This window comes from Hypericibacter sp., from assembly GCF_050729195.1.
Lineage (GTDB): Bacteria > Pseudomonadota > Alphaproteobacteria > Dongiales > Dongiaceae > Hypericibacter.
Genome location: NZ_JBOHKS010000286.1, coordinates 1 through 15,964 on the forward strand (window position 1 = coordinate 1; position 15,964 = coordinate 15,964).

The window sequence follows — 15,964 nt, forward strand, 5'->3', positions numbered from 1 at the left end:
CCAGCTTTTCCCGTTCGCCAGCTTGTAGGGGCAGTATTTCGCGATCAGGCTCATCACATGATGGCCGCGCGGCGCCAGGCTGTCGTCGGAGGCCGAGGGAATCCGGATGTCGATATAGAACTCGTCCGGAATCTCACCGAGGCTGGCCTTGCGATAGGCCGTCTCGATCGCCGCCCGCTCTGGGATGATGGTAATCGAAGACCCCAGCGCGATCGCCGCCTCCGCCCCTTCCAGCTCTGCGAAGCGCGGCGTGCCCGACAGGGCCAGGTTCATGCGAATGGTGGCATGGCCATAGCGTGAGGCGCCAATGTCGCGCGCGAAGCCCTCGGGCAGATGTTCCGCGCCGACGAATTTGAGGAAAGTGCGCTTGGGATCGGCATTGGAGAGCACCATGCGGGCGCGAATCTCCTCGCCACCCTCCAGCCGCACGCCCACGGCGCGCTTGTTCTCGACCATGATCCGCTCGACCGGCGCCGCGGTCCTGAACTCGACGCCATGAGCACGGCCCGCACCGGCCATGGCCTGCGTGATGGCGCCCATGCCGCCCTTGGCCATGCCCCAGCCGCCGCGCTTGCCTTCGAACTCGCCCAGCGCGTGATGGAAGAAGGGAATGGCCGAGCCCGGCTGGTCGAGGCTCGAGAAATTACCCGAGACGCAATGGGCCGCATAGAGATTGCGGATGCGCTCGCTCTCGAACCAGCGCTCGACGATGGCGTTGGCCGAGCTGGTGAAAAGCTGCGCCAGCATATGGCGGTCGGCCGGATCGAGCGCCTTGATCTGGCGCCCCGCCCCCACCATCGAGAGCAGCTCCAGGAAGCCGCCGCCCAGATGCGGCGGCTCCTTGAACCATTGCTCGCGAATGACGGCGCCGACGCGCTGCACCGCCGCGCCAAATCGTTCGATCGCCTCATAATCGCGGTTGGAGAAGCGCCCGACCGCGGCGCGGTCGTGGGTCTCGTCGCCGGTCGACAGCAGCGGGCGTCCGTCGGCGAAGAGATCGAGATGACCTTTCAGCGGGATGGTCTGGTAGCCATGGGCCGGCAGGTCGAGATCGGCCACGATCTCCGGCCGCAGCAGGCTGACCGTGTAGGACGCGACCGAGTTGCGATAGCCCGGATGGAACTCCTCGGTCACCGCGGCACCACCGAGAACGGGACGGCGCTCTACCACCAGGGTCTTCAAACCCGCCTTGCCGAGATAGGCCGCCGCGGTCAGGCCGTTATGCCCGCCCCCCACCACGATCGCGTCATAAGCCATTACGTCATCCCCCTCGCTGTCGAGGCGGGCAGTCTAGGGAGGTCATTTCGAGGCTGCCAGTCCCTTGCCGATCATGACATCGGGCCAGGGCGACAGCGAGCGCCGGCCCTGGCCTTGAGACGGTCGGCACGATAGCCTTGGCTTCCGGGTTGGAGCGCGACCGCAGGCGAGCTGGCGATCCTCCCGACAGCAAAGAGGGGCAAGGTCCATCATGGCAGCGATCATTCGACAGGTGCCGGGCGTCATCGGCGCCATCGCGGCTTATATCGTTCTCAAACTGATGTGGTGGCTGTTCGGCCTGCAATCGATCGCGGGCGAGGTGCTGATCCTGGTGGTGGTTACCTTGGCCGTCGCGCTCCTGGCCGAGCGCGCCATGCGGAAATATCAGCAGTCGACGATGTGACGCCGGCCCCCGGGGACCCCGCGGGGATCGTCACCCCAAACAGGTCCGCGATTGCCGCAGACGAGACCCGGGCGCTGCAGCAATCCGCGATGCAGCCCCTTTCTCAGCTTCCCCTGCAACGGAACTTCCCATGTGGACCATATTGCTGCTGATCGGCTCCAACATCTTCATGACCTTCGCCTGGTATGGGCATCTCAAATACACGAACTCGCCGCTCTGGATGGCGATCCTCGCGAGCTGGGGCATCGCCTTCTTCGAATACTGCCTGCAGGTGCCGGCCAACCGGCTCGGCTATGGGGAGTTCAACGGCGCACAGCTCAAGACCATCCAGGAGATCATCACCCTCGTGGTGTTCGCCGGATTCTCGGTGCTCTATCTGGGCGAGAGCCTGCGCTGGAATCATGCGGCCGGCTTCGTCTGCCTCGTCGCCGCGGCCTTCTTCATGTTCAAGGGCTGAAGGCCCGATGGGTGTTTCCAATGTTTCCGCGGCGAAACAGTCGACATAGAGGATGATGCGGGCGAAGGCGACGCCTCTAAACACATAGGGCATTTTTGCGGCGGGCCGAGAAAACGGATCTCGTCGGTCCGTTCCTTACAGCGCAGTAATTTGAACATCTTAGGAAAATAAGTAAGGCTCGCCATCCTTCGCGAAGCCTCGAAAATGCCGCCGTTGTGAAGAGATAGCGTGGCGATAGGGCTTGAAACTTCGGGGAACCGCCGACAAATCATCCGGGCGGTAAATTGGGGAGCTAACTCAAATGCGAGTTTTCAAAGACAAGTCTGCAAGCGCGAGCTTGCATCGGCGGACGCTGATGCTGTGCGGTGCCGTGATGCTGGGGATCGCGGCCGGAGCGAACGTTGCCAAGGCCGATGCGCTGACGATCGGTGGCGTCACCCAGGAAGAATACAAGGGCGCGTTGGGCAAGGTCTCCGCGAGCGAGAACCCGCTGAAGTATCAGGACGCGGTGTACTCGCAGGAGCAAGTGACGACGCCGCCCTGGGGAACGACCTCGCTGCAATTCCTCGACGGCACCAAGCTCGAGGTCGGCCAGGCCTCGGACGTGACGCTGGACGAATTCGTCTACGATCCGAACCAGACGCTCACTTCCGCCGCGATCAAGTTCAATCGCGGCGTGTTCCGCTTCATCACCGGCGAGAATACGAGGAAGGAAGGCGTCAGCCTGACGACGCCGGTCGCCACCCTGTCGATTCGCGGCACCGACCTGCTCATCAAGGTGGACTATGACGGCACCACAACGGTGAGCGTGCTGAAGGGCGCGATCGCGGCGCTTGCCTGCGATCGCCCGGAACAGATCGTGTCGGCGGGCCGTGTGCTCAAGATTCCGAACAACTGCGCAGAAAAGACCACGGTCGGGCCTTACACGCCGGCGGCGCCCGGTGGCCCCGATACGTCGCCCGGGGCGGGCAACACCGATAAACATCATGAGAGCCGCAGCGGCAACTAGCCCGCGGTCTGGACGAGGGCATCGGCCCGAAGGGCGCCTCCGGCTGACCGCCGCAGGCGCCCTTTCTCGTCGATCCGGCAACGGCGCGCCCGTGCATTGAGCCGGACGTCGCCGGCGGCTACCTTGAAGCGGGGTTGGGGAATAGCGAATCGAGACGCGGTGGGGCCGGCGGCAGACCGCATCCCCAAGGGATCGGCAGGGGGATATCAGGGTGGACGAGCGGGGGATTCTCTATTTCGCGACCGGCGCGAAGTATGTCGCGGAGGCGGTTGCGTCGGCCCAATCCGCCAGGAAGCTGATGCCGAAGGTGCCGATCGCGCTGGTCACCGACGAGGCGAAGGCGCCAGCACCCTTCGACCGCACCATCACCATTCCGGGCGGAGAATATCCGCTGCTGGCCAAGGTCCGCTCGCTGGGGCTCACACCCTTCCGGCGCACGGTGTTTCTCGATTCCGATACCTTCGTTGCGCAGCCGTTCGAGGAGCTCTTCGATCTCCTGGACGCCTTCGACATTGCGGCGGCCCACGCTCCCTTGCGCCTCTCCACCTTCCGCTTCAAGGAACAGGAAATCTTTCTCGGCGGGGTCCCGACCTGTTTTCCCGAGTACAACACCGGCGTTGTCGCCTATCGCGCCGATCCCGGCGTACTGACGGCGCTCAAGGGCTGGGTCGATCTCTACGAAAAGCAGCTTGCCGGGCGGCTCAAACCCTGGACCTGGGACCAGCTCTCCTTCCGCGAGACGATCTACAAGAGCGGCCTCAAGCTCGCGACGCTTTCCAACGAATATAACTACCGGCTGCCCTTCCCTCAGGTGACTTGCGGGCCGGTGAAGGTCATCCATGGGCGCAGCGCCGACATCGCCGGGATCCTGCAGCAGATCAACCAGCATCGCCGCTATCGGGTCACGGTGCCGGAACGCTTCCGGTCGGTGGCGATGTTCATCGAGGACGCCGACTGAGTCGGATTGGAGTCGGCAGGCCGCTCCCCGAGTCGCCATACGGACGATGCCGGCAACGCCGGCTTCCGGCGTTGCCGCTCGGGAGCGCGGGCTGCTAGTCTCGGGCGCACAAAAATGAGGCGCCGCCGCCCGTCCCATGGGCGTGCTTCGGACCTCGAAAAAACAAAACGGCCTCGACACCGGAATCGCAACCGATCGAACTTCGCCGTCCATCAGGGAGACGAAACCATATGAAGCGTCGCAAATTCCTGACTTCCGCCGCGGTGGGCCTTGCCGCGGCGCCCGTCGCCGCCACGCAGATCGCCGCGCCGGCCATCGCCGATACCGCGGCCCCCGAGATCAAATGGCGTCTGGCCTCCAGCTTTCCCAAGAGCCTCGACACGATCTTCGGCGCCGCCGAAACCGTGTCGAACCGCGTCGCCGGGGCAACCGACGGCAAATTCCAGATCCGCGTCTTTGCCGCGGGCGAGATCGTGCCGGGCTTCCAGGTGCTCGACGCGGTTCAGAACGGCACGGTCGAGATCGGTCATTCCGCCAGCTACTATTATGTCGGCAAGGACCCGACCTTCGCCTTCGATACGGCGATCCCCTTCGGCCTCAATGCGCGCCAGCAGAACGCCTGGATGTATTACGGCGGCGGGCTTCAGCTGATGCGCGACTTCTTCAAGGACTACAACATCTATCAGATCCCCTGCGGCAACACCGGCGCGCAGATGGGCGGCTGGTTCCGCAAGGAGATCAAGACCGTCGAGGATCTGAACGGCCTCAAATTCCGCGTCGGCGGCTTCGCCGGCAAGGTGCTGACCAAACTCGGCGTGGTGCCGCAGCAGATTCCCGGCGGCGACATCTATCCGGCGCTGGAGAAGGGCACCATCGACGCCGCCGAATGGGTCGGGCCCTATGACGACGAGAAGCTCGGCTTCAACAAGGTGGCGCCGTTCTACTACTACCCCGGCTGGTGGGAGGGCGGCCCGCAGCTCTCGGTCTATGTGAACCAGGCCCAGTGGGACAGCCTGCCCAAGACCTACCAGGCGATCCTGGAAGCGGCCTGCGGCGAAGCCAACGGGCTGATGCTGGCGAAATACGACGCGCAGAACATGCCGGCCCTGCGCCGGCTGGTCCAAGGCGGCACCAAGCTGAAGCCCTTCTCAAAGGAGATCATGGAAGCGGCCTACAAGGCCGCCTTCGAGGTCTATGACGAGACGGCCGCCACCAACCCGAAATTCAAAACCATCTACGAAGCCTGGAAGCCGTTCCGCGAGGAGCAGTATCTCTGGTTCCGCGTGGCGGAGAACAGCTTCGACAATTTCGTCTACACGAAGTCGGCGCAGAAGACCTGATCTGCCCCCAAGGCTCGATCGAGCGCGGCCGTCGACCCGGCAAGGGACGACGGCCGCGTTTGTTTTTGCCGGAACGGCGGTGGCGATCCGGCCCCGGACGCAGGCGGGGCGGTACCGGTGCTTTCTTGCCAATTCATTATAATGATATTATGATCTGGCCGTAATGGGCGAGCCACCGGGCATCGCCTCTGGCCGACGAGCGAAAGAGACAGGAATTGGGCGCGATTTACCAGAATGCGGCACGCTACGCGAAGAGCCGGGCGCTCTTTGCAGCCGCCCGCGAGGTCATTCCGAGCGGCGTCAACAGCACGGCCCGGGCGACCTGGTCCGGGTGGGATCCTCATCCCTTGTTCGTCGAGGGCGGCGAGGGTTCGCATCTGCGCGATGTCGATGGCAACGCGTATATCGACTATATGCTCGGGCTCGGGCCCATGATCCTGGGGCATCGCCCGCCCAAGGTCACGGAAGCGGTCGTGAAAGCGATCCGCGAGCAGGGCACCGTGTTTGCGCTGCCGGCCGCCGCCGAGATCGGCCTCACCCAGAGCATGATCGCGGCGGTGCCCAGCCTGGAGCAGGTCCGCCTCTGCAACACCGGGACGGAGGCCGTGCTCTATGCCGTGCGGCTGGCCCGCGCCTTCACCGGCCGCAACAAGATCATCCGTTTCGAGGGCATGTATCACGGCTTCTCGGATGGCGTTTACTGGAGCAAGCATCCGGGCCTGAATGTCGCCGGCTCCGATCGGGCGCCGGTGGCCGTCCCCCAAGGGCCGGGCCTACCGCCGGGCATCGACGGCTCCTTGATCATCCTGCCCTGGAACGATCCGGCACTGCTGCGCGAGGTGATCGAGCGCCAGGGCCACGAGATCGCGGCGGTCTTGACCGAGCCGGTGATGTGCAACACCGGATGCATCCTGCCCGAGCCCGGCTATCTCGAAGCGATGCGCGAGATCACGCGCAAGCATGGCGTCGTGCTGATCTTCGACGAGGTGATCACCGGATTCCGGCTGGCCCTTGGCGGCGCCCAGGCGCATTACGGCGTTACGCCCGACCTTTCGACCTTTGCCAAAGGCCTCGGCGGCGGCTTCCCGGTTGCCGCCATGGGCGGGCGCAAGGACATCATGGCGCTCGTCGCCGACGGCACCGTCTCGATGGCCGGCACCTATGCCGCCAATGTGATCGCCGTCACCGCGGCCACGGCCGCTTTGAAAGAGCTCGGCGCGCCCGGCATGTTCGAGCGCCTCTACAAGGTTTCCGACCGGCTGCGGCTCGGCCTGGTACGCGTGTTCGACGAGGCGAAGATCGCCGCCCATGTCGTGGGTGTCGGGCCCGTCTTCCAGGTCTGGTTCTCCGATCACGAGATTCGCAACTACCGCGACGCGGCACGCCATGCCAACCACGAGCTCTTCCGGATATGGTGGGAAGGGATGCTCGATCGTGGCGTCCTGTTCCATCCGGGAGCCTATGAAAACCTGTTCGTCTCCTTTGCCCACAGCGAAGACGATGTGGATCGGACCTTGGCAGCGGCCGGGGAAACCGCGCGCGCAATCCGGAACCGATAGCATGGCCGGCCCCACGGGCGGCGGGAGTGCCGTGTGACGCGCTCCGCCCTTCGTCTCGGCATCGATCTCGGGACGTCCGCCATCAAGGCCGTGGCGATCGATGACGCCGGCACCGCCGTGGCCTCGAGCGATTCCCCCTACCCCACTCACGCCGATCTACCCGGACAGGCGGAACAGGAACCGAGCCACTGGCTGCAGGCCGCGGCGACCGCCGTCGGCAATATCGGCAGTCAGCTGGGCCCGGCCTGGCCGGCAAAGCTGGCATCGATCGGCCTCACCGGACAATTGCCGACCCTGGTCTGCCTCGGCGAGAACGGCGCGCTCGGACGTGCGATCGCCTGGACCGACAGCCGCGCCGACCAATGGGCGACAGAACGTCTGGATCGGGACCGGCGCCGGCATTTCTATCGCCAGACGGGAATGCCGATCGATGGGCGTTATCTGGCACCGATGTTCCAATTCCATTGGCAGGCGCGGCGATCCGTTGTACGGCGGATTCTGTCCGCCAAGGATTTTCTCTGCTTCGCCCTGACCGGCCGGGCGGTGACCGATCCCTCGACGGCCGCGGGCTATGGCGTCTATGGGATCGCCGACAAGCGCTGGGATCCGGCGCTTTGCGCCTTCTGGGAACTCGACCCGCAATTTCTGCCGGAGATCGCTCCCGCCAACACCATCGCCGGCCCGTTGAATGCCGCTGGATCACGGCTGCTGGGATTGCCGGAAGGATTGCCCGTTTTTGTAGGCGCGGCGGATTCGGTCGCGGGCGCGCTCGCCATGGGCGGGTTGGCGGAAGGCTCGGTGAGCATCGTGATGGGCTCCAGCACCATCGTCATCGCCACGGGCCGCGAGGCCCTGCTCGATCCCGAAGCGCGCTATCTCCTCACGCCACACGCGCTGGAGGGCTGGTACGGGCGCGAGATGGATCTGTTGTCGACCGGCACCGGCTTCCGCTGGCTCTGCGGCCTGCTGGGCTGGAACGCCGAACAGTTCGAGGTGCGGGCCCAGCGCTCTCCGCCCGGCGCGAACGGCCTCTGCTTCTCGCCCTACCTCGCCGGCGGCGAGCAGGGGGCATTGTGGAATCCGGCGCTGCGCGGCGTGCTCCACGGCCTCACCCTGCAGCATGATCCCGCCGACATCGCCCGCGCCTTTCTCGAGGGCGTGTATTTCGAGATCCGGCGCTGCCTCGACGTCTTGTCGGATTCGTCACCGGCGGGGTCGGATCGCAGCGGAGCCATCGTCCTCTCCGGCCACGCAGCGGAGAACCCCGGCCTGATGCGCATGCTGGCCGATGTGCTGGACCGGCCGGTGCGGTGCTTCACCCATCGCTCGCCTTCCGCGATCGGTGCCGCCCTGCTTGGATTCGGCAATGACGCCGGCAGCCTTGCCACGACGACGGCGCAAACGGCGGCGCGCGCCGAACCGGGTCCGGCCGCGTCTGCCTATGATCGCCTCTATCGGCGCTATCTGGGGCTGTTCCCTCGGATCGCCGAAGCGCCCTCCGACGGATCCGAAGTCAGGTGACGCCCGTGCCGTTGAGCTGGATGGAGGGTCCGGGGGAGATTGCCATGGCCGCCGCGCGGCATGTGGTGGCGCTGCTCGCGCAGAAGCCCGATGCCGCGATCGCCCTGCCGACAGGGAATACGCCGATCGGTCTCTATCGGCGGCTGGCCGAGCTGCATGAGAAGGGCCAGTTCTCCTGCCCGCTGGCACGGTTCTTCAATCTGGATGAGTTCATCGGTTTATCGCCCGAGGATCCACAGAGCTACGGGGCCTTTCTTTGGCGGCATGTCTTTCGCCCTTTGGGCGTGAACCCGGCTCGGCTGCGGCTGCTGGACGGCACCGCCCCGGACCTGCCCGCGGAGTGCCGGCGCTTCGATCAGGCGATCGCGCAAGCCGGAGGGCTCGATCTCGCCATTCTCGGACTCGGGAGCAACGGGCATATCGCTTTCAACGAGCCCGGCAGCGACTGGAACGCCGTGACGCGGGAGGTGGTCCTGACGGAGGATACGAGGCGCGGGCAGCAATCCTCCTTTGCCCGTGAGGCCGATGTTCCGCGCCGTGCGCTCACCATGGGGTTGCGGACGCTTCGGGAGGCCCGGGCGATCCTGTTGCTGATCTCCGGATCGGGCAAGGCCGAGGCGATCGCGGCGATGCTGCGATCCAAGCCCGACAGGAACTGGCCCATCACCGCGATCCTCGACCATCCCCGGCTCGTCATATTGGCGGATCGCGCGCTCGATCCGGCGCGCGCGGCTGGCGCGCCTTCGGCCCCGTCCGGCCGCGGTGGCGCATAATGACCTTGACGAAGCGGACGAACCGGTCGAAGCACAGATCTGCCCGGAACCCCGCCGGCACCCACTCCCCTCTGGGCGGAGCCCGTCATGTCTCTCTATGAGCGGACCATCTCGTTCATCCTGCAATATATCGAGGAGAAGAAGCTCGAAGAGGGCGCGAAGCTTCCCACGGAACCGGAGCTGGTGGCGATGGCCGGCGTGAGCATGGTGACGGTCCGCCGCGCCCTGGCCGAACTGGCCGCGCAGGGAATCGTCCGGCGCGAGCAAGGCCGGGGAACGTTCCTGAACCGCTCGCGCGTCAGTGCGGAAACCACGCGCCTGGGTGGATTGCGCAACGGGCTAAGCCTGGATTCCAGCTCCTCGCTGGAGACGCGGCTGCTGGGCCTGGTGCGGCGCGACGCATCGGCCGATGAATCGGGCCGCCTCGCCATCGCGAAGGGGGCCTCGATCTGGGAGGTGTCCCGCCTTCGTCTGCTCAACGGCCGGCCGATGATCCATGAGGTCTCGGTGATCCCGATGATTCTGGCACCCGATCTCGGCGCTTATTTCGAGTCCGATCCGAAGCGTTCCCTCTACGCGACCCTGGAGGCGGCCTACGGTCTGCGCGAGGTGCGCGAAGAGCAGTCGCTTGTCTGCCGGCGCCCCAACAGCCTGGACAAGAAGCTGCTGGCCCAGCCGAAAAGCGACTGGGTGGTCCAGATCTCCGGCATCAGCTATTCGGCGCGGCGCATCCCGATCGACAGCTTTCGCATCGTGTTCGACGCCAAGGGCTTCGCTTTCCGGCTGAGCACGGCGCCGGCCTCGACGATGGCGGCGGTAGAGCTGGCGGAGTCCTGAGAAACCCGGCGAAGACCGCGAAGGCTTGTTGCAGAGTTCAAATCGAGACGTGAAGGGTGGGGAACAGACGATGCAGTTCGCGCATGACTTCCAGACGATCCTTGGCCGCAATCTCATCGGGGAGCTGAAGAACTTCGTTCATCGGCCGTTCCTGCTGGTCACCATGGAAGATATGTGGCCGATCTTCGAGGGTCGGCTCGAAGGCGCCGAGTTCCACCGCTATTTCGTCCATTCGGTCGACGAGAAGGCGCTCCTGGCGGATCTCGCCAAGCTGCCGCCGGTCGAAGCCGTGGTCGGGCTGGGCGGCGGCATGGCGATCGATACCGCGAAATACTTCTCCTGGAAGAAGCGGCTGCCGCTGTTCCAGGTCCAGACCGCACTCAGCATGAACGCGGCCTGGGGCCAGCGCTGCGGCGTCAGAATCGATGGCGTCGTGCGCTATATCGGCTGGTCCGTGCCGCAGGCGGTCTATATCGACTATGATGTGATCCGCGCCGCGCCGCGCCAGCTGAACTATTCCGGCATCGGCGACATTCTCTGCAATTTCACCGGCGTGCTGGACTGGCGCTATGCCTCGTCGGTCGGGAAATGCGAAGCGAAATGGCCTTATGACGAGGAAGTGGCCAATCGCTCGCTCGACAATGTCGAGCAGGTGCTGCGTAACACGAAGGAGATCCGCGATCTCACGGACAAAGGGATCCAGGTCCTGATCAACGGCCTGCGATGGGGCACCTCGTTCCATGGCAATGGCTGGAACCCGCGGCATATCGAAGGCGTCGACCACTTCTTCTTCTACGCGCTCGAATATGAGACCGGCCGGAAGTTCCTGCACGGCCAGCCCGTCTGCCTCGGCGTCTATATCGGAGCCCTGCTGCATAAGAGTCGCGCCGACGAGATGCTGAAGGCCATCCACGAAGTCGGGCTCGACATCCGGCCCGAGGCCATGGGCGTCACCTGGGACGATGTCGCGAAGGCCCTCTACGGCATGCGCGACTATGTCCGGCGCAACGGCCTCTGGCACTCGATCGCGCACGATGTTGAGATCAAAAAGGATTTCGTGGATTCGTTGCGCGCCGGGATCGAGGCCGTCTATGGGCCGTGGCGCGGAAAATAAGCCCACGGGGAACGCTGCCGTCGTGCGGCCGGGGACGCCGATGATCGGGTGGCGCGGGCCGGCCATCCCGACGGCGGCTTGACACTCGCCATATCATTATAATCATATATTGAATGCGGTGAAATTCGAACGGGCCGGTGGAGCAATCCGCCGGCCCCTCGCTTGTGATTTCACCTATGGCCAGATTGAAGCGGTCGCGCGCTAACTGAGGGGGACGGCAACTCACTCGGCGCGGGCGCCAGCTTGGAAGTCACGAAGAACTTCAACAGGGAGACTGAAGCCATGGGAAAGCTGCGAACGTTTTTGATGGGCTTGGCTGCCGCTGCGGCATTGATGATAGGCCCGGCACTGGCAGCGGACGCCCCCGACAAGGCCAAGATCGATTGGCAGCAATTCAAGGGCCAGTCGCTCGAGCTCTTCTTCGTCAAGCATCCCTGGACGGATGCGATCACGCCGCTGCTGCCCGAATTCGAGAAGCTGACCGGGATCAAACTCAATCTGACCACGGCGGCGGAAGACGCCTACTGGAACAAGTCGTCGCTGGGCCTCGCCTCCAGCAAGCCGCCCTTCGACGTGTTCTTCCTGTCGATGGGCATCAACGGCTACACGGCCTATTCGAACAACTGGCTCGCCCAGATGAATCCGCTGCTCGACAACCCCAAGCTCACCGACCCCGCCTGGTACAAGTATGACGACATCTCCAAGGCAGCGGCGGCGGCCTTCCATCTGCCCGATCCGAGCAGCTCGAAGGTCTACGGCATCCCGATGTCGACCGAGGTCTATATGTTCTTCTATCGGAAGGACCTCTTCAAGGAGAGCGGCATCGACGTCGATTCCATCACGACTATGGCGCAATGGATGGACGCGCTGCACAAGCTGAAGCTGCCGGACGGCGTTTATCCCGCCAGCCTGCGCGGCGGCGGATTGGGCATCCTGGACGAGCTCAACGGCATGGTCGCGAATGCCTGGGGCAACACGCCCTATCTCAAGGACCGCTTCGTCTATTTCGACGAGAAATGGGCGCCGCGCTTCACCGATCCGAAGGTGAAGGAGGGCTTCAAGCTCTGGGCCGATCTGATGAAGCTCTCGGCGCCGGGCGTCACCTCGTTCGACTGGTATGAGGCGACGACGCAGTTCGCGCAGGGCAAGGCGGCGACCTTCGGGCCGGACGCCAGCCTGTTCGCCTCGATCTTCCTCGATCCCGCCCAGTCGACGGTCGCCGACAAGGTCGGCTTCAAGGCTCTCCCGGCCGCGTCGCCCGATGGCGCGCATACGGCGATGTGGTCCTGGGGCCTGAGCATTCCGGAAAAGTCGGCCAAGAAGGACGCGGCCTGGCTGTTCCTCGAATGGGCGACCAGCCCCTACGTGACGGAGCAGGTCAGCCTGAAGACGCTGGCCTCCTCGCGGCAATCCACCTGGAACAGCGCGGACTATCAGGCGAAATTGCCGGAGGGCTTTGGCAACGCGGTGGGTCAATCGCTGGCGATCGCCCAGCCGTCGATCATGTATCTGACCTCCGCCGATCAAGTCGTTCAGAATATGCTGGATGCCTTGCAGGCGATCTACGGAGGTACGCCGGTGGACGAGGCAATGCAGAAGCTGCAGGATCAGGCGACGGAGATCGTCAAGCAGGCAGGGCTCTACAAGCCCTAGGGACGACGACTCTTTACTGCGGTTTGTTCCAGCCGGGTCTCGCGGATCGTTTCCGCAGCCCGGCTGGACGGCCTTCCGGGGAACGCGATCCGGCCGCCGGATCGCATCCCGCGCGTCAATCGAATATCTGATCGGCCGAAGGCCTCCAGAGGTGCCTAGAGGATGCAGCCCGACCGATGAAGCGTCGCGTACCGGTCACCTTCATATTGCCCTCGGCTGTCGTCCTGCTCGCTGTCGCCGCCTTTCCCGTAGGCTTCGGCGTCTGGGCGGGCTTCCACCAATGGAACTGGTCGCTGGGTCAGGCCGACAATTGGAGCTTCATCGGCCTCGACAACTATGTCCGGCTGCTCCGCAGCCCCGAGTTCTGGAACTCGATCAAGGTCACCGTCTATTTCGCCGTCGTCTCGGTCGCCGTCGAGCTGGTCGTCGGCCTCGGGATCGCGCTGCTCCTGCATCATAACGTCAGGGGATCCTGGTTCTTCCGCTCCGCCGTGGTCTTCCCGCTGATGGTCTCGGATATCGTCGCGGCGGTGATCTTCTCGACGCTGCTCGATCCGACCCTGGGCAGCTTCAACTATTTCATCGGCCTTTTCGGCCTGCCGGGGCCGAACTGGGTCGGCAACCCCAATCTCGTGATCCTGACGCTGGTGATGGTCGATACCTGGTGGCAGACTGGGAACATCATCCTCATTCTGCTGGCCGGCCTGACCAGCATTCCCCAGGACCGCGTCGACATGGCCTCGATCGACGGCGCTGGCGGCTGGAAGATGCTGGTCCATATCACGCTGCCGGCATTGAAGCCCTTCATCCTCGTGGCGCTGGTGTTCCGCACCATCGACGCCTTGCGCGTGTTCGCGCTGGCCTGGGCGATCACCAAGGGCGGGCCGTCGCGGGCAACCGACGTCGCCCAGCTCTACATCTTCAAGCAAGGCATCGGCGGATTCTTCAACATGGGTTACGCCTCGGCGGCGGCGACCCTGTTCGCGATCATGGTCGGGCTGGTCTCGGGGATCTATCTGCTCTTCATGCGGAGGGAACCGTGACGGCAACGGCGCCAACGCAGCGACGCGCAAGGGGAAGACGCCGCAACCTCGCGAGCCGCGGCAACCTCAGCCAGCTCGCGTCCTTCGTCGCCCTGGCGGCGATTTCCGTGATCTTCCTGGCGCCGGTCGTCTGGATCGGACTGACCGCGCTCAAGACGCAGCGCGAAGCCATGGCCTTGCCGCCGGTCTGGAATTTCGTGCCGCAATGGCACAATTTCGTGACGGCCTGGCAGTCCAACGACTTCGGCAAATCGTTCCTGGTGACGACGTCGGTGTCGGTCTTCTCGGTCGCTCTCACCTTGGCGCTGTCGATCCCGGCCGGCTATGTGCTGGCGCGCTACCGCCGAAGCTGGCTCTCGGCCTTCGAGGTCGGGATCATGATCATCCGGATGCTGCCCGAAATCCTGTTCATGCTGCCGCTCTATGCGATCTATCAGAAGACCGCGCTGTTCGACACGCAGATCGGCATCATCCTGGCCTTCCAGATCTTCAACATGCCCTACAGCGCCTGGCTGATCCGGCAATTCGTGTCGGAGGTCCCGGTCGAGCTCGACGAGGCGGCGCTCCTCGACGGCGCGTCGAAATGGCAGGTCCTGTGGTTCGTGATCGTGCCGACGATTCGGCCGGGGATCGTTGCGGCCGCCGTCCTGTCCTTCATCGGCGTCTGGACCAACCTGCTGCTGCCGCTGGCGCTCACCTACAACGAGACGCCGATGGTCGCGACCACGATCGCAAACTTCAAGGGATATGGGACGTTCGATTGGCCGGTCATGGCCGCGGCGGCGATCGTGTCGCTGGTGCCGCAGTTTCTGTTTTTCCTGTTTGCCCAGAAATATATCGTCAAGGGGCTCACTCTTGGCGCAGTGAAGGGCTGATCGACCGTCTCGGGATCGGCGGCCGACAATGCGACGGAGGATAGAGTGCTCGAGCTTCTGAAGATGGATGGACGCATCGCCGTGGTGACCGGCGCCGGCCAGGGGATGGGCAAGGAGATCGCGAAGACCCTGGCGCAGTTGGGCGCCACGGTAGTGATCGCGGAGCTCTCGCCCAAGACCGGGGAGCAGACCGCGAAGGAGATCCGCGACCAGGGCGGCAAGGCCGAATTCCGGCAGTTGGATGTCCGCAGCACCCGATCGGTGCAGGACGTGGCGCAGTATGTGACGCAAACCCATGGCCGGCTCGATATCGCCGTCAACAATGCCGGCATCGTGAAGAACGAGGCGACGCTGGACACCAGCGATGCGGACTGGCTCGAGGTCATCGATGTCAATCTCAACGGCGTGTTCCGCTGCTGCCGGGAGTTCGGCAGGCCCATGGTGCAACAGAACCGCGGCGTCATCGTCAACATGTCATCGAACAGCGCCGTCATCGTCGACCGCCCGCAGGTCCAGCCGGCCTATAACGCCTCCAAGGCCGGCGTCTCGCAATTGACGAAGTCGCTGGCCGTCGAATGGGCTCCGCACAACATCCGGGTCAATGCGATAGCACCGGGTTACATCGACACGGCACTGACGGATGCCGGCAAAGGCCAGGCCGAGTGGATCAAGTTCTGGATGAGCATGACGCCGATGAACCGCTTCGGGAAACCGCAGGAGGTCGCCCCACTCGCGGCGTTCCTGGCATCGGATGCGGCGAGCTACATCACCGGGGCCGTCTATCTGATCGACGGCGGCTATACCGTCTGGTAGGAGCGAATGCCGAGCATGACCGCCGAGACAACAGGGACGAGGCCGCCGGCCTACAAGGTCGATCCGAGCCGCATCGATCTCGCGCTGGAGTTCAAGCGCCGCCCCTATGGCCGGCACAGCGACGAGCTGCAGCGTCTCTTGAATCTGTTCCGCTCCGATCCCCTGCCCGGCAATTACTGCGTGGTCTGCGCCAAGCCGCATCGGGAGTGGGCCCTCGCTCGGTTCCGGCAGACCAGCCGGGAGCCGGTCGATCTGCTCGGGCCCACCTTCGGATCGCTGGCGGACGCCGAATGGGTGGTCTTCAAGCTTCGCTGGCAGAAACATACCGGCCAGGCGCTGGAGATCGAATGAA

Annotated in this window: 16 protein-coding genes; 15 read left to right on the forward strand and 1 reads right to left on the reverse strand. The window is 64.5% G+C overall.

What is annotated here, in order from left to right; translation table 11 throughout:
* The coding region (locus tag ACREE8_RS23495) for a phytoene desaturase family protein (RefSeq protein ID WP_431575450.1) at nucleotides 1–1,257 on the reverse strand (1,257 nt) is incomplete at its 3' end.
* A 211-nt stretch (nucleotides 1,258–1,468) separates the two neighbouring features.
* On the opposite strand from ACREE8_RS23495, the gene ACREE8_RS23500 reads away from it, so the two are divergent.
* The 15 genes from ACREE8_RS23500 (at nucleotide 1,469) to ACREE8_RS23570 (ending at nucleotide 15,963) form a co-directional block, all read left to right on the forward strand.
* A complete protein-coding gene (locus ACREE8_RS23500; RefSeq protein ID WP_431575451.1) occupies nucleotides 1,469–1,660 on the forward strand; it encodes a hypothetical protein in 192 nt (63 codons plus the stop codon).
* Nucleotides 1,661–1,790: 130 nt separating this feature from the next.
* Nucleotides 1,791–2,117 carry a DMT family protein gene (locus tag ACREE8_RS23505; protein WP_151179344.1) on the forward strand — a complete coding sequence of 109 codons (327 nt, stop codon included), beginning with the start codon at nucleotides 1,791–1,793 and terminating at the stop codon, nucleotides 2,115–2,117.
* Between the two features lie 301 nt (nucleotides 2,118–2,418).
* Nucleotides 2,419–3,126, forward strand: a complete 708-nt coding sequence (locus ACREE8_RS23510; protein WP_431575452.1) for a FecR family protein — start codon at nucleotides 2,419–2,421, stop codon at nucleotides 3,124–3,126.
* A 211-nt stretch (nucleotides 3,127–3,337) separates the two neighbouring features.
* Nucleotides 3,338–4,084, forward strand: a complete 747-nt coding sequence (locus ACREE8_RS23515) for a hypothetical protein (RefSeq protein WP_431575453.1) — start codon at nucleotides 3,338–3,340, stop codon at nucleotides 4,082–4,084.
* A gap of 230 nt (nucleotides 4,085–4,314) precedes the next feature.
* Entirely contained in the window at nucleotides 4,315–5,424 is a 1,110-nt protein-coding gene (locus ACREE8_RS23520) for a TRAP transporter substrate-binding protein (protein WP_431575454.1), read from the forward strand.
* 215 nt (nucleotides 5,425–5,639) lie between these two features.
* A complete protein-coding gene (locus ACREE8_RS23525) occupies nucleotides 5,640–6,983 on the forward strand; it encodes an aspartate aminotransferase family protein (protein ID WP_431575455.1) in 1,344 nt (447 codons plus the stop codon).
* 33 nt (nucleotides 6,984–7,016) lie between these two features.
* Nucleotides 7,017–8,504, forward strand: a complete 1,488-nt coding sequence (locus ACREE8_RS23530) for a xylulokinase (RefSeq protein ID WP_431575456.1) — start codon at nucleotides 7,017–7,019, stop codon at nucleotides 8,502–8,504.
* Nucleotides 8,505–8,548: 44 nt separating this feature from the next.
* Nucleotides 8,549–9,277 (forward strand): glucosamine-6-phosphate deaminase, encoded by a 729-nt coding sequence (locus ACREE8_RS23535; RefSeq protein WP_431575457.1) that lies wholly within the window; start codon nucleotides 8,549–8,551, stop codon nucleotides 9,275–9,277.
* An 87-nt stretch (nucleotides 9,278–9,364) separates the two neighbouring features.
* Nucleotides 9,365–10,114: a GntR family transcriptional regulator gene (locus tag ACREE8_RS23540; protein WP_431575458.1), complete on the forward strand. Its 750-nt coding sequence runs from the start codon at nucleotides 9,365–9,367 to the stop codon at nucleotides 10,112–10,114.
* A 70-nt stretch (nucleotides 10,115–10,184) separates the two neighbouring features.
* Nucleotides 10,185–11,228, forward strand: a complete 1,044-nt coding sequence (locus ACREE8_RS23545) for an iron-containing alcohol dehydrogenase (protein WP_431575459.1) — start codon at nucleotides 10,185–10,187, stop codon at nucleotides 11,226–11,228.
* A 282-nt stretch (nucleotides 11,229–11,510) separates the two neighbouring features.
* Nucleotides 11,511–12,881: an extracellular solute-binding protein gene (locus ACREE8_RS23550; protein WP_431575460.1), complete on the forward strand. Its 1,371-nt coding sequence runs from the start codon at nucleotides 11,511–11,513 to the stop codon at nucleotides 12,879–12,881.
* A 176-nt stretch (nucleotides 12,882–13,057) separates the two neighbouring features.
* Nucleotides 13,058–13,924 (forward strand): carbohydrate ABC transporter permease, encoded by an 867-nt coding sequence (locus tag ACREE8_RS23555; protein ID WP_431575461.1) that lies wholly within the window; start codon nucleotides 13,058–13,060, stop codon nucleotides 13,922–13,924.
* The gene (locus tag ACREE8_RS23560) at nucleotides 13,921–14,799 is read left to right on the forward strand and encodes a carbohydrate ABC transporter permease (protein WP_431575462.1); all 879 of its coding nucleotides are present in this window, start codon (nucleotides 13,921–13,923) and stop codon (nucleotides 14,797–14,799) included. Before ACREE8_RS23555 ends, ACREE8_RS23560 begins: the two co-directional genes overlap by 4 nt.
* A gap of 45 nt (nucleotides 14,800–14,844) precedes the next feature.
* Entirely contained in the window at nucleotides 14,845–15,612 is a 768-nt protein-coding gene (locus ACREE8_RS23565; protein ID WP_431575463.1) for an SDR family NAD(P)-dependent oxidoreductase, read from the forward strand.
* A 15-nt stretch (nucleotides 15,613–15,627) separates the two neighbouring features.
* Nucleotides 15,628–15,963, forward strand: a complete 336-nt coding sequence (locus tag ACREE8_RS23570) for a hypothetical protein (protein ID WP_431575464.1) — start codon at nucleotides 15,628–15,630, stop codon at nucleotides 15,961–15,963.
* The last annotated feature ends 1 nt before the right edge of the window (nucleotide 15,964 follow it).